Raw genomic sequence first — 24,407 nt, forward strand, 5'->3', positions numbered from 1 at the left:
CCGGGTGCGTCAGCGGCGGCCTGGGAGCAGGCGTAGTGGGCTGAAGCGGGACAGGACGTCGCGCAGGCGGCCGGAGACCGTGACCGTGCGGGTCGAGGCCTCGGCCAGGGCCAGTCGCCAGCGCAGCAGCACCGACGGTGGCATCAGGACGGCCATTACCCGCGTGCGGCGGTTCGCCGAGCGGGACAGGCCCTTGCGGACGTTGCCCAGCGCCGCCGTCAGCTCGCCGCCCTGCAGCGGCTGACGGGCGTAGCGGGCCCGCTCCTCCGCCGTGCCGAGCAGGGTCGCTGCGGCGGCCGGGCCCTCGAGCAGGACCGCGTCCTGGACCAGTCGTTGTGCGGTGACGCGGGGCGTCTCGGTCGGGTCGACCGGGATCCGGAAGTCGATCATGGTGTCGAGGAGTTCTTCCCAAGCGGCGTGGGCGTCCTCGCGGGCGCGTGCTGCCTCGGGGGTGACCTCGACGGCGAGATCGACACCGGGCCCGCCCGACGCCGACAGCACCTTCGGTGCCTTGGGCACCGTCGCGGCGTGCCGGTGTCTCCGCAGCAGGACCCTGCGCAGCGCCGGGATCAGCAGCAGCGCGATCAGCAGGGCCACGATGCCGAAGATCCAGAGGGTGGTCGACGACGTGGTGTCGGCGGCGGTGTTGAAGCCGCCGTTGCCGGCCGGGTTGTTGCCACCCCGGTCAGCCTCGTCGGGGCCGGCCGCGGCGGCCGACGGGTTGGTGCCGGGCGCCGCCGCGGACGTCGACGACGAGGCCGTCGGGACCGGGGCGTCGGTGTCGGGTGCGTAGTCGGAGCGGGCCGCGCCGAGCACGTTCGCCGCCGGGGTGGCGTCGAACGGGATCCAGCCGAAGCCCTGGAAGTAGACCTCGGTCCAGGCGTGCGCGTTGCGGTTGGTGATCGACCAGGCGCCGTTGTCGGGGGTGCCGCGAGTGAAGCCGAACGCGACCCGGGCCGGGATCCCGGCCACCCGGGCCATCCAGGCGAGCGCCGCGGCGTACTGCTGGCAGTAGCCCACCTTGGTGCGCAGGAACGCCGCGATGTCCGAGCTGTTGCCGGCCGACTGGGTGGACAGGCTGTAGCTGAACCCGTTGTCCTTGGAGAAGTAGTCGTACAGCGCCCGCATCTTGTCGTACTCGGTGGTCTTGCCCTTGATCTTGTCGGCGACCAGGGCTTCCACCTCGGCGTCGCGCGGGGTGTTCGTGTACTGCGTGCGCAGCGGGTTGTCCCGGCCGAGCGGGTCGGCGCTGCGCAGCTCGGTGGGGGTGTAACTGGCCCGCACGTAGTCGAACGTGTACTTCTTGCCCTTGGTCGTCTGCCGGTTGGAGAAGATGACCTGCTGGTTGGGGTCGAAGGACCAGCCGCCGCCGATGTCGCTGATCTGCACGGTGTTCGAGTAGATCGGCATCATGTTCTGCCGCAGCGCGTCGGTGACCTCGATCTGGGCGTGGTACTGCTGGAAGTCGCCACCGGCGGTGCCGCCGCGAGGGTCGGGCAGACCCCGGTTGACCGAGTTGCCGACCGGTGTGCGGTTGCCGAAGCCCAGGTTGGTCAGCTGGTCGGCGACGCCGAAGCGCAGGTAGAACGGGTTTTTCTCGGTGGTGTTCAGCTTGATCAGCTGGGTGGTCTCGCTCTGCTGAAGCTGGCCGCTGAGCGAGGCGAACAGGTTGATCCGGCCGCCGGCGCCGTTGCCGGCTCCGGCCCCGCCGATCCCGCTGCCGCTCTGGGTGATCTGGGACAGCAGGCCGCCGCTGACGGTCGGCACCAGCAGCGGCAGCACCACCGCCGCGGCCACGCCCACCACGCCGAGCCGGCGACCGGCCGCGGCCAGCGGGGACGGCTCCCAGACGTCCACGTCGCGGCCGTCGCCGGTGAAGCGGCGGCCGAACCGGCGGACCCGGTCGACGTTGTCGGAGACCAGCAGCCACATGAAGCCGACCGCGCCGATGATGAACGGCAGGACCGGCACGCTGTCGACGTAGACGGCCACCGGCACCGAGTAGATGGCCAGCATCGGCAGGCCGGCCAGGGCCGGGCGCCGGGCCACCACGGTGAGCAGGTCGACGGCGATCGCCACCGAGCCGACGCCGAACGTGGTGATGAACAGCAGGCCGTCGCGGTCGGGGACGGGCACCCCGTACGACCGGGTGTCCTGCCCGGCCTGCTGGACCAGCTCGGCGAAGTGGGCGAACGTGGCCGGCTGGGGGATCAGGATCTCGTGGCCGCTGGGGAACATCCAGGTCAGCGTCAGCAGCAGCACCATGACTTCGGTGACCGCCTGAGCCCACACCGGGAACCGCAGGGTGCGAGCCAGCAGCACCGCCCCGGCGATCAGGCCGACGGTGAGGATGCAGCGCAGCAGCCAGGTCCAGGTATCGAAGATGGACGAGATCGGCGCGGCCGCGAGCAGCGTGGCCCCGGCCGCGATGACGCCGAGTCGCCTGCGCCCGGTCATCGGATCACCCCGCCGACCGTCTCGGCCATCGCGGCCCGCCAGGCGAAGCCGCTGGAGCCGCGCGCCGCGGCCGGCCACAGGTTGGGCAGCGTCGCGCCGTGCACGACCGGCACCGACCGCCAGCCGGAGTGCACCAGGGCGAGCGCCGCGGCGGCGTGTTCCCGGTCGGCCTCCGTCCGTTCGCCGGCCGTCATCGACACCCAGGTGGAGCTGTCGATGGCGAAGCCGATGCAGGTCGCGCCGTTGCCGCGCAGCCCGGCCAGCAACTCGGCCTCGGCCACGGTGAGCGAGCCGAAGATGCCGATCACGAGACCGCCGTCGGAGCGTCGGCGCACCTGCTCGACCAGGACGGAGATGTCGCCGTTCTGGGCGAGTTTCGCGTCGGCGAGGGTGTCCAGGATGACGCCCTCACCGGCCACCTCGGCGGCGTCGATGTCGACGCCCGAGCCGGTGACCAGGCGCAGCTTGTAACCGGCGTGGCGCAGGTGCATGGCGATGCTGGCGGTGGCCGACACCGCCCACTCGAAGCTGGCCGTCGGGCCCTCGCCCCGATGGGCGTAGACCCGGGTGTCCAGCACCACGGTGGCCCGGCTCTCCCAGGGCTGTTCCTCGCGGCGCACCATCAGCTCGCCGGTGCGGGCGGTGGACCGCCAGTGCACCCGGCGCAGGTCGTCGCCGCGACGGTATTCGCGGGTCGCGGCGTCGTCCTCGCCGTGCACCGCGACGGAGCGGGCCCGGCTGTCGCCGGTGCCGGCGTACTCCCCGGCGAGGCGCACCGTGGGCAGCGCGATCACCTGCGGGATGACGGTGAGCCGGTCGACGCTCGGGAAGGAGCGGGTCAGCTCGCACAGGCCGAACGGGTCGGTCAGCCGGATGACCAGCGGGCCGATCGGGTAGCGGCCGCGCACGTCGGCCCGCACCGTGTATGCCACCGAGCTGGCCTGGTGGGCGCCGAGGCGCTCCAGGACGACCCGGGGACGGCTGCCCAACGCGTACGGCAATTTGTCCTCCAGCAGGAGGGTGCCGGTGGGCAGCCGGGACATGTTCTGCAGCCGCAGGATGACCCGGGCGCTGGAGCCGACCGGGGCCCGGCCCGGCTCGAGCGACCGGGTGCAGGCCAGCTTGTAGCGGCTGCGCCCGACGTACGCGGCGGCGAGCAACGGCAGCGCCGCGAGCAGCACCGCCACCCGCAGCAGGTCGCGCTCGCCCAGGACGATCGCCGAGATGCCGGCCGCCCCCGCCGCGGCCAGGAAGGATCGGCCGCGCGTGGTGAGTCCCCGCAAGGCCTCTCGCATGATCAGTGCCCCCTCGGCTCGTACGGGGTGCCCCCGTTGGAGGACGGGCGGGTGTCGTAGGGCGAGCGGCTGCGCTCGTGCGGCAGCGGCAACCGGTGCACGATCTCCGACACGATCGCGTCGGTGGTGCGGCGGTTCAGCTGGGCGTCCGCGGTCGGGATGATGCGGTGCGCGAGGACCGGCACGGCCAGGGCCTGCAGGTCGTCGGGGAGCACGTAGTCGCGGCCCTCGAGCGCGGCGACCGCCTTGGCGGTGCGGATCAGCTGGAGGGTGCACCGGGGCGAGGCGCCGAGCCGGATCTCCGGGGCCTCGCGGGTCGCGGTGACCAGCGCGATCGCGTACTGCTGGACGGCCTCGGCGGCGTGCACGTCACGGGCCGTAGCGATCAGCCGACGGACCGTGGCGGCGTCGGTGACGGAGCGCAGGTCGTTCAGCGGGTCGTGGGCGCCGTGGCCGTTGAGCATGGCCAGCTCGGCCCGCGGGTCCGGGTAGCCCATCGCGATCCGGGCGGTGAACCGGTCGCGCTGTGCCTCGGGCAGCGGGTAGGTGCCCTCCATCTCGATCGGGTTCTGCGTCGCGATCACCATGAACGGCGCCTGCAGTTCGTAGGTGGTGCCGTCGACGGTGACCTGCCGTTCCTCCATGCACTCCAGGAGGGCGGACTGGGTCTTCGGCGAGGCCCGGTTGATCTCGTCGCCGACCACCAGGTTGGCGAACACCGCGCCGGGCTTGAACTCGAAGTCGCGCGTCTCCTGGTTGTAGACGCTGACCCCGGTCACGTCGCTGGGCAGCAGGTCAGGGGTGAACTGAATGCGGCGGACGGAACAGTCGATGGAACGGGCGAGCGCCTTGGCGAGCTTGGTCTTGCCGACGCCCGGTACGTCCTCGATCAGCAGATGGCCCTCGGCGAGCAGCACGGCCAGCGCCAGCCGGACCGTCGCGCTCTTGCCCTCGATGACCTGCTCGATGTTCGCCATGATGGCCTGCGTCGCGGTGCGGAAGTCCTCGCCGGTCATCGGTCCACCGGGCGCGTCCCAGGTCGGGGTTGTCACGGGCCTCCTCCAAGTCGTTCTCGCCGCGTTGCGCGGCTTCGGCGCCGCGGAAAAAAGGGCAGCGAAAGGTACGCGGGCTGTCCAGCACGCGCCCGTCCCCACAGGTTAGCCCGATCACACCAACTCGCCGAGTGCGGCCGTCGGCCGCCATTCGGCGACCGTCAACCGGACACGAATATCGGATAGGTAAAGAATCAGACATCGCTCTAGTTACATTTCCCGATCTTCGGACAGAGTCAGCCATCGACGGGCGCCACCATCGGGCGCCCGATCGAGAGGGGCTGAATTGAGACCGTTATCCGTACCGTCCGTGACCCGGCGGGTCGGGGCGGCGACCGCAGGCGTGTTGTTGCTGGCCGGACTGTTGCCGGCAACCGCGCAGGCCGCACCGGAGCCCGGTAAGGGAGCCGCCGCCAAGGCAACCGATCGTCAGCAGCAGGATCGCCGCGCCGACTACGACAGCCGGGATAGCCTCGGCGCCGCCGCCGCCGCCCAGCCGACCGCCGCCCTGGCGGCCAAGGTCGTCCCGCAGGCGTCCACCACCGCGGTGAACAAACTGCGTGATTCGCTCGGCGTGCAGGGCATCGTCGAAGTGGACAAATCCACCGGAACGCCGCGCCGGGTCGCCAAGCTCGACGGCTTCCTGACCGCCAAGAGCAAGGCGAAGCCGGAGAAGATCGCCCGGGACTACCTGGCCGCGCACGCGGACGTCTTCGGCCTGGACGCCGCGACGCTCGCGAATCTCACCCTGCGCCAGGACTACGTCGACATCCAGGGCACCCACCACCTCAGCTTCGTGCAGAGCGTCGGCGGCGTCCCGGTCTTCGGCAACGGCCTGAAGGCGCACATCACCAAGAACGGCCAGCTCGTCCAGTTCGACGGTGCACCGCTGCGGCAGCTCCCGGCAGCGGCCGGCAGTGCGAAGATCACGGCGGCCGGCGCGCGGGCGGCCGCGGTGAAGGACGTCTTCGGCGACTCCGCCGCCAAGGTCACCAAGACCGAGGCCGGAGCCGTCAAGAAGACCACGTTCTCCGACGGCGGCAACGCCAAGCTGGTCTGGTTCCAGGCCGCCGGCGGTGCCCGCCTGGCCTGGCAGACGGTGGCGGTCGACGAGGGCTACGTGCACGTCGTCGACGCGGCCAGCGGCGAGATCCTGTACCGGCAGAACACGGTCGACGCCGACTCGGCGGTGGCCTGGCCGAACTACCCGGGCGCGGCCAAGGGCGGCACCCAGAAGAAGGTCGACCTCGGCAAGTGGCTGCCGAACAACTCGCCGTGGCTCGCGGGTAACGTCGCGCACGTCTATTCCGACGTCAACGACGACAACATCGCGAACCCCACCGAAGAGGTCAAGCCGTCCGGGAAGAAGAGCTTCGTCTACCCGTTCACCGACTTCTCGGCGACGGTCGGCGGCAACTGCTCGGCCACCAACCCGTGCTCGTGGGACCCGAACACGCCGAACTCCTGGCAGGTCAACCGCGAGCAGAACGCGACCCAGATGTACTACTTCCTGGGCACCTGGCACGACCACCTGGCGGCCAAGCCGATCGGCTTCACCCGCACCGCCGGCAACTTCGAGGCGGTCGACGGCGACGCGGTTCAGGGCCAGTCGGACGACGGCGCGAACACCGCGGACGGGCTGCCCGACGGCGACCACATCGACAACGCCAACATGAACACCCCGCCGGACGGCATCCCGCCGACCATGCAGATGTACCTGTTCCTGCCGGACGACCTGTTCATCGCGGGCAACTCGGGCGACGAGTCGGACATCGTCTACCACGAGTACACGCACGGCCTGTCCAACCGGCTCGTGATCGACGCCAACGGCAACTCCACGCTCGGCAACGTTCAGGCCGGCTCGATGGGTGAGGCCTGGAGCGACTGGTACGCGATGGACTACCTGATCAACGAGGGTCTCGAGAAGGACACCTCGGCGATCGGCGACGTGCTGGTCGGCAAGTACATCACCAACAACAGCACGATCCGCAGCGAGCCGCTCGACTGCACGGTCGACGCGCCCGCCACGGTCTGCCCCGGCACCGCGACCTCGGGCCCCGGCGGCTACACCTACGGTGACTTCGGCCGGGTCTACCCGTTCGGTCCGGAGGTGCACGCCGACGGTGAGATCTGGGCGCAGACGCTGTGGGACCTGCGCAAGGCGATCGGCAGCAAGCAGGCCGAGTCGCTGGTGACCCGGGCCATGGAGCTGTCCCCGGAGAACCCGTCCTTCCTGGACGAGCGCAATTCGATCCTCGCGGCCGACCTGGTGGTCAACGGCGGCAAGCTGTCCAAGACCATCTGGAAGGTGTTCGCCAAGCGCGGAATGGGCTACTTCGCCGCCTCGCTGGACGGCGACGACAACGCTCCGGTCGAGGACTTCTCGGTGCCGCCGGCCGCCAACACCCCCAAGGGCGCGCTCACCGGCAAGGTGACCGACCAGGACACCGGCGGCCCGGTCGGCGGTCTGACCGTCGGCTTCGGCGGCCACGCCTCCGGCTTCGCCGGCGACCTCGAGGCCACCACGGCCGCGGACGGCACGTACACCATCTCCGGGATCATCCCGGGGACGTACGCGAAGGTCTTCGCCCGTGGCGCCGGTTACGACCAGCTGGTCACCACGCTGTCCATCCCGTCGCACACGGTCCGCAAGGACTGGGCGGTCCGCAAGGACTGGGCGGCGTCCAGCGGTGGCGGCACGGTGATCGACTTCAGCGGTCCGGACTACACGCCGTACGCCTGTGGCCCGGCCAAGCTGATCGATCAGTCGCAGATCTCCGGCTGGGGCTCGGACGTCGCCGACGGCGGGCAGTGGATCATTCTCCAGCTGTCCGGCAAGGTGAACATCTCCCAGTTGGTGATCAACCCGTCCGCGACCTGTGGTGACGACACCACCGCGTCGACCGGCGGGTACCGGGTGGAGACCTCGGCGGACGGCACGACCTGGACCGCGGCGGCGTCGGGCACGTTCCCGAACGGCACCGTCACGCCCACCCCGGTCGCGCTGGCCGCGGGCACCGGCACCGGCGTCGAGTTCGTGCGGTACACGATGCTCACCACGCAGGGCCAGGACGCCGGGCTCTGCCCGGCCGACCAGCCGCCGGCCTACAGCGGCTGTGTCTTCCAGGACTCGACCGAGCTGTCGGTCTACGGAGGCACCGCCTAGCGGTACGAGTGATACCGGTCGCCGCTCACGGGCGGCGACCGGTATCATGCAACCCATGGCCCGGCCGTTCCTGCTTCTTAGCCGGCCGTGCTGCTTCCGCCGCTAGACGCGGGCACAGCACGGCGAACCCCTCCTGCGTGAGGGGTTTTTTCGTGCCCATCGACTGATTGAGATGCCGAACCCATGAGCGAGTCAGAGACACCGCGGTTCCGTTACACGGCCGCGCTGGCCAACGAGATCGAGCCGCGCTGGCAGGCCTGGTGGGCCGAGCACGGCACGTTCCACGCCCCGAACCCGTCCGGTGACCTGGCCGACCCGGCGCACCCGCGGGCCGGCGCGCCCAAGCTGCACGTGCAGGACATGTTCCCGTACCCGTCGGGCGCGGGCCTGCACGTCGGTCACCCGCTCGGGTACATCGGCACCGACAGCTACACCCGCTACAAGCGGATGGCCGGCTACAACGTCCTGCACCCGATGGGCTTCGACGCGTTCGGCCTGCCCGCCGAGCAGTACGCGGTGCAGACCGGCACCCACCCGGCGGTGACCACGGCCGCGAACGTCGAGCGGTACAAGACCCAGCTGCGCCGGCTGGGCCTGGCCTACGACGACCGCCGCTCGTTCGCCACCACCGACCCGGAGTACTACCGCTGGACTCAGTGGATCTTCACCCAGGTCTTCAACTCCTGGTACGACGAGAAGATCCACAAAGCCCGCCCGATCCCCGAGCTGATCGCCGAGTTCGAGGCCGGCACCCGGCCCACGCCGGAGCAGCCGTGGTCGGAGCTGTCCCCGGTCGAGCGCCGCAAGCTGATCGACGACCACCGCCTGGCCTACGTCAGCGAGGCCCCGGTCAACTGGTGCCCGGGCCTGGGCACCGTGCTGGCCAACGAGGAGGTCACCCCGGACGGCCGCAGCGAGCGCGGCAACTACCCGGTCTTCCAGCGCAGCCTGAAGCAGTGGATGATGCGGATCACCGCGTACTGCGACCGCCTGATCGAGGACCTGGACACGCTGGACTGGCCGGAGCCGGTCAAGCTGATGCAGCGCAACTGGATCGGCCGCTCGAAGGGCGCCCACGTCGACTTCCCGGTCGGCGCGGACACCATCACCGTCTTCACCACCCGCCCCGACACCCTGTTCGGCGCGACCTACATGGTGCTGGCGCCGGAGCATGAGTTGGTCGACAAGATCACGCCGGCGGAATGGCCCGCCGGGACGAACCGGGCTTGGACCGGTGGCCACGATGACCCCGGCGCCGCGATCGCCGCATATCGGGCACTGGCCGCGGCCAAGACCGACGAGGAGCGCACCGAGTCCAAGGAGAAGACCGGCGTCTTCACCGGGGCGTTCGCCACCAACCCGGTCAACGGCAAGGAGATCCCGGTCTTCATCGCCGACTACGTGCTGGCCGGTTACGGCACCGGTGCGATCATGGCGGTGCCCGGCCAGGACGAGCGCGACTGGGCCTTCGCCGAGGTCTTCGAGCTGCCCATCATCCGTACGGTAAAAGCTCCTGATGGTTTTGAAGGTGCCTACACCGGCGAGGGCCCGGCCATCAACAGCGACTGGCTGGACGGCAAGGGCATCGCCGAGGCCAAGGCCGCGATGATCGCCTGGCTGGAGCTGCACGGGCACGGCCGGGGCGCCACCACCTACCGTCTGCGCGACTGGCTGTTCAGCCGGCAGCGCTACTGGGGTGAGCCGTTCCCGATCGTCTACGACGAGACCGGGCTGCCGATCGCCCTGCCCGACGAGATGCTGCCGGTCGTGCTGCCCGACGTCGACGACTTCTCGCCGCGCACCTTCGACCCGGACGACGCGAACAGTGAGCCGGAGACGCCGCTGTCCCGCAAGAAGGACTGGGTCAACGTCGAGCTGGACCTGGGTGACGGCCTGAAGTCGTACACCCGGGAGACCAACACCATGCCGCAGTGGGCCGGCTCGTGCTGGTACGAACTGCGCTACCTGGACCCGAAGAACGAGAAGGAACTGGTCGGCGCGGAGAACGAGGCCTACTGGATGGGCCCGGCCCGGGACGGCGACTCCGGCGGCGTCGACCTGTACGTCGGTGGCGTCGAGCACGCCGTGCTGCACCTGCTGTACGCCCGCTTCTGGCACAAGGTGCTGTACGACCTGGGTCACGTCTCGTCGTTCGAGCCGTTCCGGAAGCTGTTCAACCAGGGCTACATCCAGGCGTACGCGTTCCGCGACGCTCGCGGTGTCATCGTGCCGGCCGAGGAGGTCGTCGAGCGCGACGGCAAGTGGTTCTACAACGACGCGCCCGTCACCCGTGAGTACGGCAAGATGGGCAAGTCGCTGAAGAACGTGGTCACCCCCGACGAGATGTGCGAGCAGTACGGCGCCGACACGTTCCGGGTGTACGAGATGGCGATGGGCCCGCTGGACGTCTCCCGCCCCTGGGAGACCCGGGCGGTCATCGGCTCGCAGCGCTTCCTGCAGCGGGTGTGGCGGCTGGTCGTCGACGAGGAGACCGGCGCGCTGCGCACCACCGACGAGCCGCTGGAGCCGGCGGTCCGCAAACATCTGCACCGCACCATCGCCGGGGTCCGCGAGGACATGGACGAGCTGCGGTTCAACACGGCGATCGCCAAGCTGATCGAGCTGACGAACACGCTGACCCCGCTGCCGTCGGCGTCCCGCGAGGCGATCGAGCCGCTGGTGCTGATGACGTCGCCGTTCGCGCCGCACCTGGCCGAGGAACTGTGGCGCAAGCTGGGCCACCAGGACAGCCTGGCCTACGCCGGTTTCCCGGAGGCCGACCCGGCGCAGCTGAAGGCCGAGTCGATCACCTACCCGGTGCAGGTCAACGGGAAGGTGCGCGGCCGGGTCGAGGTGACGCCGGAGGCTTCCGAATCGGAGGTGCGGGAGGCCGCGCTGGCCGCTGTCGCCGAGGTGATCGACGGGCGTACCCCGAAGAAGGTCATCGTCGTGGCCGGCCGCCTGGTCAGCGTCGTCATTTAACAACCATGCCGAAAGGGGCGTCGCGCGAACCGCGCGGCGCCCCTTTTCGATCAACTACTTTCAGGCGACAAGCCGGCGTACGACGTAGTTGCTGCCGTAGATCTTGTGCTTGCCGACCCGGGCGCCGGTGTGCGGCGAGTCGTACATGTAGCCGCCACCCGCGTAGATGCCGGCGTGGTAGCCGTACGAGCCCGAGCGGAAGACGATCAGATCGCCGACCTGCTTGTTGCTCTTGCTGACGGCCTTGCCGTACTTCTGCTGGGTGTTCGCCTTGTGCGGCAGGGCCTTGCCGGTCGTCTTCTTGTAGACGTACTTGGTGAAGCCGGAGCAGTCGAACCGCTTCGGCCCCTCCGCGGCGAACTTGTACAGCGCACCGGTGTGCGACTTGGCCTCGGCGAGCACCTTCGCGCCGCTGGCCTTCACCGTGAACCGGTAGCCCTTGGTGTACTTGACGTTGTACTCGCCGTTGCCCAGGAAGACAGCCCGGTAGTTGATGGTGGCCAGCGGCTTGGCGTACAGATTGACGGCGCCGTTGCTGTTGACCTTCACCTGACCCCAGGAGGTCCATGCGCCGCCCCGGTTGCCCTCAAGTCGGACGTAGCCGGTCGTAACCGCCTTGCCCGTCTTCGGGTTGTAGACCCGGGCGGTCACCTTGACCTTCGAACCCCACTTGATGGTGCGGGTGGTGGAGTTGATGGAGACGGCGGGAGTGACCTTGGCGGCCGCCTGAACTGCTGCCACGACGGGAGTTGCGGTCGTGGCGGCGCTTGCCGCGGTCGGAGCCATGAGCTGACCTGCGCAGAGGCAGAGACCCAGGGACAGCGCGGCAGTACCGGTTCCGACGGACAGCCGTCGGCGCCGGCTCGAGTTGTGCTCGTGCACGGTAAGGGATTCCCTCCGGCACGCCTGCGAGGTTAGCTGTCGGGTTCGGGCGGGAAGGTGTGCCCGGTCGCCGTGGTGGCCGACTTCACCCCGAGGGCTGCTCCGTTGACCGCCACCGGAGCGGGTGGCGCGGAGCGGACCAGAATTGGGTCCCCCGTCCCTGCCCCCGAATGCCTATGTCGTGCGTGCGGTGGTCGCGGCGATCGACCCGGGGCAGGGCTCGGCGTGAGCCTGATCGTCGCGAGCCGGTTCGATGGGAACCGGCCCAACCTTGCTACCTGAAAATTTCCGTGATCGTTAAGCCGATTTGGTCACGCTCCGTGGTTGGCATATTGGATGCTGTCCGTTTTGTTATCTCCGCGAGACAAATGCCATGACGAGACGTAGCTGACAAATCACTGAACGCTTAAGGTTACGGGTGAAACAGAACACACAAAAAGTGGCCGTAACCCCGCGTTTGCAGGCCAGAAACGGTTCAGTAGACTGCCCGCCCTCCGCAACTCGACGTAATCGCCGGGTCCGGTACCCTCGCTGGCGTGACGGACGGGAAGATGCCCCTGCGGGCCAAGGTCGCGACCTCCGTGTCGAAAACCGCGGCCGCGCTCTCCAGGGCGGCGGGACGCGGCGACGGCTCGGTCATCGGCGGATGGATCGGCCTCAAGATCGACCCGGAGCTGCTGAACCACCTGGCCGGCGGCCGCGCGATCGCGCTGATCTCGGGGACCAACGGCAAGACCACCACCACCCGGCTGGCGACCGCCGCGCTCGAGGTGATGGGCCGGGTCGCCACCAACTCGTTCGGCGCCAACATGCCCACCGGGCACACCTCGGCGCTCGCCAAGGCGGGCTCGACGCCGTTCGCGGTGCTCGAGGTCGACGAGCACTACCTGGCCCGGGTGATCGACGCCACCGAGCCCCGGGTCGTCGCCCTGCTCAACCTCTCCCGCGACCAGCTGGACCGGGCCAAAGAGGTCTCGATGATGGCCCAGATGTGGCGGGAGGCGCTCGCCAACCATCCCGACGTGCGGGTCGTCGCCAACGCCGACGACCCGATGGTCGTGTGGGCGGCCGAGGGCAGTGGCCACGTCACCTGGTTCAGCGCCGGCCAGCGCTGGCACGACGACTCGTTCGTCTGCCCGCAGAGCGGCCACCCGATCGAGCGCGCCAACGGTGACTGGTGGTGCACCGGCTGCCCGCTGCGCCGCCCGCAGGCCCAGTGGCGGGTCGAGGACGAGGGCGTGGTCGACCCGCGCGGCGACTGGCACCTGGTCAAGCTGCAACTGCCCGGCACGGTCAACCTCGGCAACGCGGCCACCGCGCTCGCGGTCGCGGCCGAGTTCGGCGTTCGCCCGATAGAGGCTCTCCCGCGGCTCACCAACGTCGCCTCGGTAGCCGGGCGGTATGCGCAGGTTGACCGGGACGGACGAAATGTCCGCCTGCTGCTCGCCAAGAACCCGGCAAGCTGGCTCGAGGCGTTCGACATGGCCGAGCAGGCACCCACCCTGCTCTCCGTCAACGCCCGGGACCCGGACGGCCTGGACACCAGCTGGCTGTACGACGTCGACTTCTCGCCGCTGCGCGACCGCCCGGTGCTGATCACCGGCGACCGGGCCTACGACCTCGCGGTTCGTCTCGAGGTGAACGGTGTGCCGTTCCGGCACGTTAGGACTTTTGACGAGGCGATCCAGCTGGTTCCGGCCGGCCGCCTCGAGGTGATCGCCAATTACACGGCGTTCCAGGACATCCGAGCGGAGTTGGATCGTGTCCTCTGAGAGCACGCTGCGGATCGTGTGGATCTACCCCGACCTGCTGTCGACCTACGGTGACCGGGGCAACATGCTCATCCTGGCCCGGCGGGCCGCGATGCGGAACATCCCGGTCGAGGCGTACGAGATCCGCTCTGACCAGCCGATGCCGTCCAGCGCCGACATCTACCTGATCGGCGGCGGTGAGGACGGCCCGCAGGCCCTGGCCGCGCAGCGCCTGATCGCCGACGGCGGCCTGCACCGGGCGGTCAACCAGGGTGCCGCGGTTCTGGCCATCTGTGCCGGTTACCAGCTGTTCGGTCACTCGTTCTTCGCCAAGGGCACCAAATGTCCCGGGCTAGGCTTGCTGGACCTGCACTCCGACCGGGGCGAGACCCGCGCGGTCGGGGAGCTCCGCGGCGACATCGATCCCCGGCTGGGACTGCCTCCCCTCACCGGTTTCGAGAACCACGGCGGCCGCACCCACCTGGGCCCCGGAGTGTCGCCCCTGGCCCGGGTCACCGCGGGCATCGGCAACGACAGCCAGACCGAGGGCGCCTGGCACGGCAAGATCCTGGGCAGTTACTCCCACGGCCCCGCGTTGGCTCGCAACCCAGCTATAGCCGATCTGCTACTGCGTTGGGCGATCGGCGCGGATAGCCTTGCTCCCGTCGACGACACGTGGGCCGACCGGCTCAGAGGCGAAAGGCTCGCAGCCGCGGGCGCCTGACCAGCATGTTCACAGATCATGAACCGACGATGAGTTGGGGCGGTACGCCTGCATGACTGACACCCTGATCGCACCTCCGGCCCCTTCGGCGCTCGTGCCGGCCATGCCGGCAGCCGAGCCCATGGGCTGGAAGCGCCGACTGATTCGCGTGGGGGCCCTGGCGCTGGTGGTCGGCGGCCTGGCCGCCGCCGCGGCGCTCCTGCCCCTGCGCGACATCGGCGACGCGATCCTGGCGCTGGGCCACGGTGCCCCCGTCGCGATCGCGGTGGTCGGCGGCTTGCTCCTGTCCGTCCTGGTGCCGCGCACCGCCATCACCCTCGCCTGCGGAGCCCTGCTGGGCGCGGCCACCGGCGCGGCCACGGCGCTGGCCGCGGCCGTGATCGCCGCAACGGCCACGTACTACGCGGGCCGCTGGGCCGGCCGGGGCGCCCTGAACGCCCGAGCCGGCGGCCGCCTGGCCCGCCTGGACGGCTGGCTCAACCGGCGGGGCCTGGCCGCGGTGCTGCTGGTCCGCTTCCTGCCGCTGGCCCCCTTCGGCCTGATCGGCTACGCCTACGGCACCACCAGCGTCTGCCGCAAGCGCTACCTGCTCGGCACCACGCTGGCCTCGATCCCGTCCGCCGTCAGCTACGCCGTGATCGGCGCCGCGGTGGCCAACCCCGGCGGCATGAACCCGCTGACCTTGGCCCCCGCCCTGATCGGCTTCACCCTGACCACCACGATCGTCTGGCGTTGGAAGCGCAGCGCGCGCCGGGAAGCCGCCCTGGCCACCGCGGCCGCCTGACCCGAGCAGCAGGAAAGGCCCGCCCCTCCGGGCGGGCCTTTCCTTATATATGGGCGTGCGTCGGTGGGCTACGGCCGGGGAGAATGCCGAGTCAGAAGGCAGGCGGCCGCCGTCAACTGCCCGAGCGCCGCGATGATGCAGACCGCGATGATCGCGAAACGAGCGAGCTCATCGCTGACTCCGAACCTTCCCGCCACGACCAGCAGAGATGTCACGCCGGTGGTGAAGGACCCGCATCCGAGCAGTGAGGCCTTCACGATCACTGCTCGGTTGTCCGTCGTCCGCTGGTTGCGCCGCCCAGTGGTGGTTACCGTGGCCAACGTTGTACTCCTTCGTCAGAGACCGATGCTTGGGGATCTTGCGGGGGTGCGACAAGGACGGCCTGCCTGCCAGCGGGCCGTCCTTTTCCGTCGCTGCGTGGTGCTGGGTGAAGTCATACCGAAAATGCCAGCGCCGGGTGCGAAGCCGGATGATCACTCTCCGTATTTGACACATCAACGGATGTCCGGTTTGTTATCTCGCGGCAGCGATGCCGAGGCCCTGAGTCGTAGCCGGAGAGACGGTGCGTAGGGATCGCGGGTGAAACGGAACACAGCAAATGTCTGAGACCCCGGAGCTTGGCGTGTGGATCCGTCGCCACCGAGAGTCCTGACCTGGCCTCCGACGCGTCCCGGCAGCGTGGTGGCGCCGTGCGGCGCGGGCCCGCCAGGAGGATGCCCTTCGCTCCACCGGAGGGCTCCACTTTCCTCCCCTGGAGTGCTTGACGGAGTGTCGCATGCGGAGAAATAAGACATTTTGCGGTGATATGTCGGGGATGGAAGCCGCGCTGTCAGCTACCGGACGCGGATGATCATGGCGATGTCCTCCACCGAGTGGACTCGGAGCTGACCAGGGCTTTTGGGCTTGACGATTGATTGCCGACGTGCTCAATCCGCTTGCGGGTGGAGGGAAGTGGAGTAGAGTGGAGCGCAGTGGCAGGGCCGAAGGGGGAGCTAGACCGGGGAGGCCTGCCGGCCCGAGTTGACAAGCGGACCGCGAACCGCTGGGGGCAGGGGGTGGACGGCCGATGTTCCTCGGCACGCATACCCCACGCCTCGATGACAAGGGGCGGCTGATCCTTCCGGCCAAGTTCCGAGATGAGCTGGCGGGAGGTGTCGTGATCACCAAGGGGCAAGAGCGCTGCTTGTACGTGTTCCCGATGCCCGAGTTCCAGAGCATCGCGGGCCAGCTTCGTCAGGCGCCGGTGACCAACAAGGCCGCCCGGGCTTACAGCCGGGTGTTCTTCGCCAGCGCGCATGACGAGGTGCCCGACAAGCAAGGCAGGGTGACCATCCCGGCACACCTGAGGGAGTACGCGGCTTTGGACCGCGACCTCGTGGTGATCGGGGCGAGCACCCGGGTGGAGATCTGGGACAAGCAGTCCTGGGACGACTACCTCGCGGCGAGCGAAGACGAGTTCGCCGACATCGAGGAGGGGGTGCTGCCCGGCGGACTGTGAGGCGTGGCACCCGGCCGGGCCTGCACAAACAGTCCCGGACGTCACCGCCGCCGTACTGCGAGATCTCCAGCCGCTCCGGCTCCTGACACCTCTTCCCCGGTGCCAGGCGCCCCGCCCCGAAACAGCACGTCTGCTGGCAACAGGCTGCCGTGAAGGGCATGAGCGGATGGGGATCTGGCGGTACGGACGCGGTGCGGACGACGTCCGGGCCGGTGCGGCGACTTGGGGTACGGCCGGGGTGCGAGGGGGGTCGACATGGGGGAGCTGCGTGGCACGCATGTGCCGGTGCTGCTCGAGCGCTGCCTCGAGCTGCTCGCCCCCGCCCTCGACCTGCCCGGCGCCGTGCACGTGGATTTCACGCTGGGGCTGGGCGGGCACGCGGAGGCGGTGCTCGAACGGCATCCGGACGTGGTACTCATCGGACTCGACCGGGACACCGAGGCGCTCGCGCACTCCCGGCAGCGTCTGGCGAGGTTCCGCGCCCGGACGCATCTGGTGCACGCGGTCTACGACGAGCTCCCGCAGGTGCTCGCCGACCTCGGGTACGAACGGTTCCACAGTGGCCTGTTCGACCTCGGTGTCTCCTCGTTGCAGCTGGACGAGGCGGACCGCGGTTTCGCGTACGCACAGGACGCGCCGCTGGACATGCGGATGGACCAGACCCGGGGGATCACCGCCGAGGAGGTCGTCAACTCGTACGAGCCGGGCGACCTGGTACGGATCCTGCGGCAGTACGGCGAGGAGAAGTTCGCTCCCCGGGTCGTCTCGGCGATCGTGCGGGAGCGCTCGAAGGGGCGGATCACCTCCACGGCCCGGCTGGCCGAGCTGGTCAAGGAGTCGATCCCGGCCGCCGCGCGACGAACGGGTGGAAATCCCGCGAAAAGAACGTTTCAAGCACTACGTATTGAGGTAAATGGCGAGCTCGCCACTCTCGAATCGGCCGTCCCGGCCGCATTGGATGCCTTGGCCCCGAAAGGGCGCCTTGTGGTGATGAGCTACCAATCTTTGGAGGACCGGATCGTCAAGCGCGCCCTCACGGCGAGGACGCGCAGCACGGGCCCGATCGACCTGCCGGTCGAACTGCCTGGAACCGGTCCCACCCTGCGGCTGCTGACAAGGGGGTCGGAGCCGCCGACCGACGAGGAAGTCGAGGCCAACCCACGGGCGGCCTCGGTGAAGCTGCGCGCGGTGGAGCGCATCGGGAAAGACCTGGCACCGGAGGCCGACCGCGAACGGCACCGGTTGTCAACGCACGGGGGACGAGGGCGGTTACGCCCGGGGGAACGCGACGAGGGGGAGGGGAAAGCATGAGCGAGCGCACTGCGCCGCGGCCGGGGGGCCGGGCCACGGATCATGCGGACGCCCGGCGAAGTGACGCCCGGGGGGCGCGCCACTTCAAGGACGAGAAGTCCGACACGCGCCGGTCAGGGATCGGGCGGGAGGCCGCCGGCAAGCCGGCGCCGCGCAAGACCGAGAAGACCGATGACGTACGCGCTGAGCGCGCCGAACTGGTGCGCGGCAAGGGCCGTCGGCCGGAACCGGCGATCAAGACTCGTCGCGAGGAGGCTCTCGAGGAGCGGGCGAAGCGGGACGGCCGGTCACGTCGGCCGGTCACCGACGCGCCGGTCGACGGCACCGCGGCGCTGCGCGTCGACGTCGTGGCCGAGCCGGTGCGGGTCACCGGTGAGGTCGCCGCGCCCCGCTTGCGGGTCGCACCGCCGGCTCCGATCAGTGCCCCGCGGGCGCCGTTCGTGGCCTCGGTGATCGGCGTGGTGGTCGTCGGGGTGCTCGGCATCCTGCTGATCAACACGAAGACCAACGAGAACTCGTTCCGGATCGCCGACCTGCAGAAGCAGGGCGCGGCCCTGGACAACCAGCAGCAGGACCTGGAAAACCAGCTGGTCGCGGCGTCCAGCATCGGCAACCTGGACGCGGCGGCCCGCCGGCTCGGCCTGGTCAAGGCGGACAACCCGGCGGTGTTCCGGCTGCCCGACGGCAAGATCATCGGCATCCCGAAGCCGGCGAACGGCCGCCCGGCCGTGACCGCCCAGGACGCCAAGACGCCGGGTTCGGCCGACGCGGGCGCCGGCAAGGTCGCGCCGGTAAGTCCGACCAACGTAAGTCCTACTAACGTTAGTCCGACTAACGTTAGCGGGGCTAACGTTAGCGGGGCGAACGTTGGTGACACGAACGTTGGTGGCACGAACGTTGGTGGGGCGAACGGTACGGACGGCGGCGACACGGCGAATGGGGCGACTGTGAGTGACGGGCAGACGCAGAGCGGCACGGGGCAGTAGGCCTTCATGTCGCCGCGATCCGAGGACACACCGCGCCGGGGCAATCAGCCCCGGCGCGGTACGTCTCGTGACCTTCCGACCGGGGACACCGGCGCGGAGGAGACCGAGGAGAACGGCCGGGGCCGCGGCTTCGGCGGTATCGGCGACGCGCGGGCGTACACCCCGCGCGGGCGCACCATGGCCGAGCGCGACCAGCGCACCCGCTCACCGCGGGCCGGCCGCACCACCGACCCGTTCCGTCCCGCCCTCCAGGTGCTCGACGGTGGCCGCCCGCAGCGTGGGCGCCGCCCGGCGGAACCGGCCGAGCCGGCCGACAAGACCGCCGGCAAGTCCGGCACCAGCAAGACCGGTACGAGCAAGAGCGGCACGAGTAAGACCGGCACCGGCCGGACCGGGACCGGGGAGAAGGGTGACACCGGGCGCCGGGAGCAGAGTGACCCGCGTCCGGCTCCGCCTCGCGCCCGCCGGCCCCAGCCGGACGATCGCGATGAGCTCGAGCAGCGCCGCGACCGCACTCCGGCCCGCGGCTCCCGCGGCGGTGAGCGATCGCGCACCGGGCGGCCGGCGACCCGGTCACCACGAGCACCGTTCGGTTCCCGTACGAAAAAATCGCCTGGCCCCAGCCGCGCCGTGCGTGCCATTTCGACGGAGCCGCCCAAGCTCGCGAATTCGACCCGCCGCCTGCGGCTGGGCACCGTCCTGGCGCTCTCTCTGTTCGTCATGATCGGTATTCGGCTGGTCGTGTTGCAGGTCGCCTCGTCGCCCGCCGACGCGGCGCGGCTGATCAAGCTGCGCGAGCAGCGGATCACCGAGGTCACCCTGCCCGCGCAGCGGGGCAGCATCCTGGACCGGGACGGCACCGTGCTGGCGCACAGCGTCGAGGCGCGCTATGTGGGCGCGGACCCGGTGCTGGTCGAGAACGTCTCGCAGACCGCGGCGATCCTGGCGCCCCTGCTCGGCGTGCCGCAGTCGAAGCTCATCGAGAAGATGACCAAGCACAAGCGGCCGGGCGGTGGCGAGTCGCGCTTCGAGTTCCTGGCGCAGGGTGTCGACATCTCGATCGGTGACCGGATCACCGCGCTGGACCTCAAGGGCATCGTGGTCAAGCAGGACGAGCGGCGGGACTACCCGGGCGCCGACCTGGCCGCCAACCTGGTCGGCTTCACCGGTGCCGACAACTCCGGTCTGGAGGGCCTCGAGGGTCGCTACGACTCGCTGCTGCGGGGTACCGCGGGCAGCCAGGAGTTCGAGATCGGCAAGGGTGACCTGAACACGCCGATCCCGGGTGGCTACCAGAAGTACGTGGAGCCACAGCCGGGCACGTCGTTGCAGCTCACCATCGACGCCGACCTGCAGTACGAGGTGCAGCGCATCCTGTGCGAGCAGGCCACCGACTGGAAGGCGACGATCGCCGGCGCGGTGGTGCTGGACGTGAAGACCGGTGAGGTGCTGGCCCAGGCGAGCTGCCCGACCTACAACGCGGCCAAGGCACTGGACTACACGCCGGCCGACCGGGAGGACGTGCCGAGCGCGATCGTGGCCGACCCGGGCTCGGTCCACAAGGCCTTCGTGATCGGGGCCGCCCTGCAGGAGGGCCTCATCCAGCCGGACTCCCTGATCACCGTCGGGCCCGCGCTGGAGCGGGGCGGGTACCGCTTCCAGGACAGCCACGTACAGGAGAAGGGCACCAGGATGACGATTCCCGGCATCCTCGCGCTCTCGTCCAACGTGGGCACGATCCTGATCGGCGACAAGCTGGGCAAGCAGAAGGTGTACGAGTACCAGCAGAAGTTCGGGCTGGGCAAGGCCACCAACGAGGGCATGAGCGGCGAGGCCACCGGCCGGATCCTCACGCCGGACGAGTGGAGCGGGTCGGCGTCCGGCTCGGTGCCGATCGGGATGAGTGTGGACGCCACGCTGATCCAGATGGCGTCCGGCTACGCGGCGATCGCCAACGACGGCACCTACATCCAGCCGCACCTGATCAAGGCGATGATCTCCGGCAAGAACGGCAAGGTCACCGGGGGCGCGAAGCCGGACACGCACAAGGTGCTGGACCCGGCCGTGGCCGCCGAGCTGCGGACCATGATGGAGTCGGTGGTCGACGACCAGGACGCCACCGGTACGCAGGCCGCGGTCACCGGCTACCGGGTGGCCGGCAAGACCGGCACCGGCAAGCGGCTCATCGACGGGCAGTACACGAGCAGCAACTACGGCTCGTTCATCGGCATGGCGCCGGCCGAGAACCCGCGGTTCGTGATCGCGGTGTCGGCCGAGGTCGCGCACGGCACCGGTGGCGACGTGGCGGCGCCCGCGTTCAGCAAGATGATGTCGTTCGCCCTGTTGCACTACCAGGTGCCGCCGTCGACGACGAAGGCTCCGACATTCCGCATCAAGGAGTGAGCACGTGGCGTTTTCGTGGAACTCCGGGCACGGGGTAGGGTCTGACGCCGTGCCCGGAGTACCACGTCCCGAGACCGTCGCGCCGCTGCGACTGACTCAACTGGCAGCCCTGCTGCCGGCCCAGCTCAGCGGCGAGGACCTCGAGGTCACCGGCATCACGCACAGCAGTCGTGAGGTTCGTCCGGGTGATCTTTACGCGGCGCTGGCCGGTGCGAACCGGCACGGCGCGGAATTCGTGACGGGCGCGGCCGAGGCCGGCGCGGTCGCGGTTCTGACCGACGCCGCGGGCCGCGAGGCGGCCCTCGCGGCCGGGCTTCCGGTGCTGGTGGCGGAGGATCCGCGGGCGGCGCTGGGCGCCGCCGCGGCGGCGATCTACGGCGATCCCTCGGCCCGGCTGACGATGATCGGCATTACGGGTACGGCGGGGAAGACGTCCACCGCCTATCTGGTCGAGTCGGGGCTGCGGGCGGCCGGCATGATCACCGGCCTGATCGGCACCGTGGAGACCCGCCTCGGCGACCTGGTGGTGCCGAGTGTCCGGACCACGCCGGAGGCGACCGACCTGCAGGCGATCCTGGCCGCGGCAGCCGAGCGGGACGTGACCGCGGTGGTGATGGAGGTGTCCAGCCACGCCCTCGCGGTGGGCCGGGTCAACGGCATCGGCTTCGCGGTCGGCGGTTACACCAACTTCGGGCTCGACCACCTCGACTTCCACGCCGACGCGGACGACTACTTCGCGGCCAAGGCGAAACTCTTCGACGGGCGCTGCCGGTTCGAGGTGCTCAACTACGACGAGCCGGCACTGCGGCCGCTGTTCAAGCCGGCCACGATCAGCTATTCGGCGGCCGGTGACCAGGCCGCCTCGTGGTGGGCCTCGCAGGTCCGGCCGTCCGATTTCGGGCAGCGGTTCGTCGCGCACGGGCCGGGTGGCATCGAGGTCGAGGCCGGGGTGGCACTGCCCGGCCGGCACAACGTGGCCAACGCGCTGCTGGCCCTGGCCTCGCTGGTCGCGGCCGGTGTCGACCCGGCGGTGGCGGCGCGCGGCATCGCGGCCTGCCCGGGTGTTCCGGGCCGGCTCGAGCAGGTGGACGCCCCCGGTGACGTGCTCGGCGTGGTCGACTACGCGCACAAGACGGACGCGATCGTGGCGGCGCTCGGTGCGCTGCGCGAGCTGGCCAACGGGCGCGGCGGGCGGGTGATCTGCCTGATCGGCGCGGGCGGCGACCGGGACAAGGGCAAGCGGCCGCTGATGGGCGCGGCCGCGGCCCGCGGGGCCGATCTGGTGATCGTCACCGACGACAACCCGCGCACCGAGGACCCGGCCGCGATCCGGGCCGCGGTGCGGGTGGGCGCCGAGGAAGCCGGCTCATCGGCGAAGATCATTGAGGTGGCCGGCCGGCGGGCCGCCATCGACGAGGCGGTCCGGCTGGCCGGCCCCGGTGACGTCATCGCGTTGCTGGGCAAGGGGCACGAGCGGGGCCAGGAGGTCAACGGAGAGATGCTGCCGTTCGACGACCGGATCGAGCTGGCCGAGGCTCTGCTCGCCGCTTCTGGGGGACATTCTTGATCCGCATGACACTGGACGAGATCGCCAAGGTCACCGGCGGGCGTCTCGTCAACGCCTCGCCGTCGGTGGTCGTGCGGGGACCGGTCGAGTACGACTCCCGGAAGATCGGCCCGGGTGGGCTGTTCGTCGCCTTCGACGGGGAGAAGGTCGACGGGCACGCGTTCGCGCCGACCGCCGTCGCCGCGGGGGCCGCGGCCGTGCTGAGCAGCCGGGACACCGGCCAGCCCGGGGTGGTGGTCGCGGAGCCTCTGGTCGCCCTGGCCGCCCTGGCGCGGGAGGTCGTCTCGCGGCTGCCCGATCTCACGGTGGTGGGCCTGACCGGTTCGTCGGGAAAAACCACGACGAAGGATTACATCGGGCAGTTGCTGGCCCGGGTCGGGCCGACGATCGCGCCGGCCGGATCGCTCAACAACGAGCTCGGCTTCCCGTACACCGTCCTGCAGGCCACCGAGGAGACGCGTTTCCTCGTGCTGGAGATGGGCGCCCGGGGCATCGGACACATCCGGTACCTGTGTGACATCGCCCGGCCCGACGTCGGCCTGGTGCTGAACATCGGGGCCGCGCACATCGGCGAGTTCGGCTCGGTCGAGGGCACCGCGCAGGCCAAGGGCGAGCTGGTCGAGGCTCTGTCGCCGGCCGGGATCGCCGTGCTCAACGCGGACGATCCGCTGGTGGCCACGATGGCGTCGCGCACCTCGGCCCGGGTGCTGCTGACCGGGGAGTCGCCGTCGGCCGCCGTGCGGGCCACCGACGTGGCACTGGACCCGGCCGGGCGAGCGTCCTACCGGCTCAACTACGGCGTACATTTCGGAAATGTCCGGCTTAAGGTGGCAGGGCGGCATCAGATCGCCAACACCCTCGCCGCGGCGGCCGTCGCCCTGTCACTCGGGATGGATTTCGACGACCTGGTCGCGGCGCTCGGCGAGATCGGGATCGTGTCGAGCCGCCGGATGGACGTCTTCACCCGGCCGGACGGCGTCACGGTGATCGACGACTCGTACAACGCCAACCCGTCCTCGACGGCGGCGGCGCTGCACGCCCTCGCGGCGATGGCGGCGGAGGGCCGGCGGATCGCGGTGCTCGGCTACATGGCCGAACTCGGCAGTCACGAGGTGTCCGGGCACGTGGAGGTCGGCCGGCTCGCCGCCGAACTCGGCGTGGACCGGCTGATCGCGGTGGCCGACAACGCCCGCCCGATCCTGGACGGGGCTTCCGAGGTGGAGGACTGGACCGGCCAGGCCATCTTCGCCGAAGATCAAGCATCCGCCCTCGGGTTCGTCACGAGGGATCTGCGAGCCGGCGACGTCGTGCTCGTGAAGGGCTCGAGGTATCGCACGTGGGACGTGGTCGATGGACTGCGTCCCGAGGAGGGTCGCCCGTGAGGGCAGTCATCGTCGCGGCCGCGGTCGCGTTCATCATCTCTCTCTTCGGCACCCCGGTGGCGATCCGGGTCTTCACCGCGCTCAAGGCCGGCCAGCCGATCCGCGGCACCCTCGGCCTGGCCAGCAACCAGGGCAAGAAGGGCACCCCCACGATGGGCGGTGTCGCG

Annotated in this window: 16 protein-coding genes, 1 pseudogene and 1 riboswitch; of the genes and pseudogenes, 12 read left to right on the forward strand and 5 right to left on the reverse strand. The window is 70.2% G+C overall.

Going from position 1 to position 24,407, the window contains the following annotated elements; genetic code table 11:
- Positions 1-9: 9 nt before the first annotated feature.
- Genes Ato02nite_RS31640 through Ato02nite_RS31650 form a run of 3 tightly spaced genes read right to left on the reverse strand, consistent with a single transcriptional unit; the run spans position 10 to position 4,804 of the window.
- Positions 10-2,457 carry a transglutaminase TgpA family protein gene (locus Ato02nite_RS31640; protein ID WP_213010326.1) on the reverse strand — a complete coding sequence of 816 codons (2,448 nt, stop codon included), beginning with the start codon at positions 2,455-2,457 and terminating at the stop codon, positions 10-12.
- Positions 2,454-3,752 (reverse strand): DUF58 domain-containing protein, encoded by a 1,299-nt coding sequence (locus tag Ato02nite_RS31645; protein WP_213010327.1) that lies wholly within the window; start codon positions 3,750-3,752, stop codon positions 2,454-2,456. The genes Ato02nite_RS31640 and Ato02nite_RS31645 overlap by 4 nt, the downstream gene beginning before the upstream one ends.
- A 2-nt stretch (positions 3,753-3,754) precedes the next feature.
- The gene (locus tag Ato02nite_RS31650; protein ID WP_438873086.1) at positions 3,755-4,804 is read right to left on the reverse strand and encodes an AAA family ATPase; all 1,050 of its coding nucleotides are present in this window, start codon (positions 4,802-4,804) and stop codon (positions 3,755-3,757) included.
- A gap of 310 nt (positions 4,805-5,114) precedes the next feature.
- Here Ato02nite_RS31650 and Ato02nite_RS31655 point away from each other — a divergent pair, with 310 nt between their 5' ends.
- Together Ato02nite_RS31655 and leuS are read left to right on the forward strand one after the other, a co-directional pair.
- Positions 5,115-7,970, forward strand: coding sequence for a M36 family metallopeptidase (locus Ato02nite_RS31655; RefSeq protein ID WP_246607641.1), 2,856 nt, complete (start codon positions 5,115-5,117; stop codon positions 7,968-7,970).
- A 183-nt stretch (positions 7,971-8,153) separates the two neighbouring features.
- Entirely contained in the window at positions 8,154-10,952 is a 2,799-nt protein-coding gene (leuS, locus tag Ato02nite_RS31660; protein ID WP_213010328.1) for a leucine--tRNA ligase, read from the forward strand.
- Positions 10,953-11,012: 60 nt separating this feature from the next.
- Here the strand turns inward: leuS and Ato02nite_RS31665 are convergent, their stop codons facing one another.
- Positions 11,013-11,693, reverse strand: coding sequence for a C40 family peptidase (locus tag Ato02nite_RS31665; protein ID WP_246607643.1), 681 nt, complete (start codon positions 11,691-11,693; stop codon positions 11,013-11,015).
- A gap of 147 nt (positions 11,694-11,840) precedes the next feature.
- A riboswitch (cyclic di-AMP (ydaO/yuaA leader) is annotated at positions 11,841-11,981 on the reverse strand.
- 404 nt (positions 11,982-12,385) lie between these two features.
- Between Ato02nite_RS31665 and Ato02nite_RS31670 the strand changes: the two genes are divergently transcribed.
- From Ato02nite_RS31670 to Ato02nite_RS31680, 3 genes are read left to right on the forward strand one after another with little or no spacing between them, the layout of a single operon-like run.
- A complete protein-coding gene (locus Ato02nite_RS31670; protein ID WP_213010348.1) occupies positions 12,386-13,606 on the forward strand; it encodes a Mur ligase family protein in 1,221 nt (406 codons plus the stop codon).
- On the forward strand, positions 13,596-14,309 hold the full coding sequence (locus tag Ato02nite_RS31675) for a type 1 glutamine amidotransferase (RefSeq protein ID WP_213010330.1): 714 nt from the start codon (positions 13,596-13,598) through the stop codon (positions 14,307-14,309). The genes Ato02nite_RS31670 and Ato02nite_RS31675 overlap by 11 nt, the downstream gene beginning before the upstream one ends.
- A gap of 52 nt (positions 14,310-14,361) precedes the next feature.
- Positions 14,362-15,093 carry a TVP38/TMEM64 family protein gene (locus Ato02nite_RS31680; RefSeq protein WP_213010331.1) on the forward strand — a complete coding sequence of 244 codons (732 nt, stop codon included), beginning with the start codon at positions 14,362-14,364 and terminating at the stop codon, positions 15,091-15,093.
- 68 nt (positions 15,094-15,161) lie between these two features.
- Here the strand turns inward: Ato02nite_RS31680 and Ato02nite_RS31685 are convergent, their stop codons facing one another.
- The gene (locus Ato02nite_RS31685; RefSeq protein WP_213010332.1) at positions 15,162-15,413 is read right to left on the reverse strand and encodes a hypothetical protein; all 252 of its coding nucleotides are present in this window, start codon (positions 15,411-15,413) and stop codon (positions 15,162-15,164) included.
- A gap of 746 nt (positions 15,414-16,159) precedes the next feature.
- Here Ato02nite_RS31685 and mraZ point away from each other — a divergent pair.
- The 7 genes and pseudogenes from mraZ to Ato02nite_RS31720 form a co-directional block, all read left to right on the forward strand.
- Positions 16,160-16,591, forward strand: a complete 432-nt coding sequence (mraZ, locus tag Ato02nite_RS31690) for a division/cell wall cluster transcriptional repressor MraZ (RefSeq protein WP_203735483.1) — start codon at positions 16,160-16,162, stop codon at positions 16,589-16,591.
- Between the two features lie 255 nt (positions 16,592-16,846).
- Entirely contained in the window at positions 16,847-17,902 is a 1,056-nt protein-coding gene (rsmH, locus tag Ato02nite_RS31695) for a 16S rRNA (cytosine(1402)-N(4))-methyltransferase RsmH (protein ID WP_213010333.1), read from the forward strand.
- Positions 17,899-18,888 carry a cell division protein FtsL gene (gene ftsL / locus Ato02nite_RS31700; RefSeq protein ID WP_213010334.1) on the forward strand — a complete coding sequence of 330 codons (990 nt, stop codon included), beginning with the start codon at positions 17,899-17,901 and terminating at the stop codon, positions 18,886-18,888. Before rsmH ends, ftsL begins: the two co-directional genes overlap by 4 nt.
- Before the next feature lie 6 nt (positions 18,889-18,894).
- The gene (locus Ato02nite_RS31705; RefSeq protein ID WP_213010335.1) at positions 18,895-21,291 is read left to right on the forward strand and encodes a peptidoglycan D,D-transpeptidase FtsI family protein; all 2,397 of its coding nucleotides are present in this window, start codon (positions 18,895-18,897) and stop codon (positions 21,289-21,291) included.
- Positions 21,292-21,340: 49 nt separating this feature from the next.
- On the forward strand, positions 21,341-22,858 hold the full coding sequence (locus Ato02nite_RS31710; protein WP_213010336.1) for a UDP-N-acetylmuramoyl-L-alanyl-D-glutamate--2,6-diaminopimelate ligase: 1,518 nt from the start codon (positions 21,341-21,343) through the stop codon (positions 22,856-22,858).
- Positions 22,855-24,240, forward strand: a complete 1,386-nt coding sequence (locus Ato02nite_RS31715; protein ID WP_213010337.1) for a UDP-N-acetylmuramoyl-tripeptide--D-alanyl-D-alanine ligase — start codon at positions 22,855-22,857, stop codon at positions 24,238-24,240. The genes Ato02nite_RS31710 and Ato02nite_RS31715 overlap by 4 nt, the downstream gene beginning before the upstream one ends.
- A pseudogene (locus Ato02nite_RS31720) lies at positions 24,237-24,407 on the forward strand (phospho-N-acetylmuramoyl-pentapeptide-transferase); the annotation flags it as partial. The gene Ato02nite_RS31715 and the pseudogene Ato02nite_RS31720, both read left to right, overlap by 4 nt.

The organism is Paractinoplanes toevensis, assembly GCF_018332695.1.
Taxonomy (GTDB): Bacteria; Actinomycetota; Actinomycetes; order Mycobacteriales; family Micromonosporaceae; genus Actinoplanes; species Actinoplanes toevensis.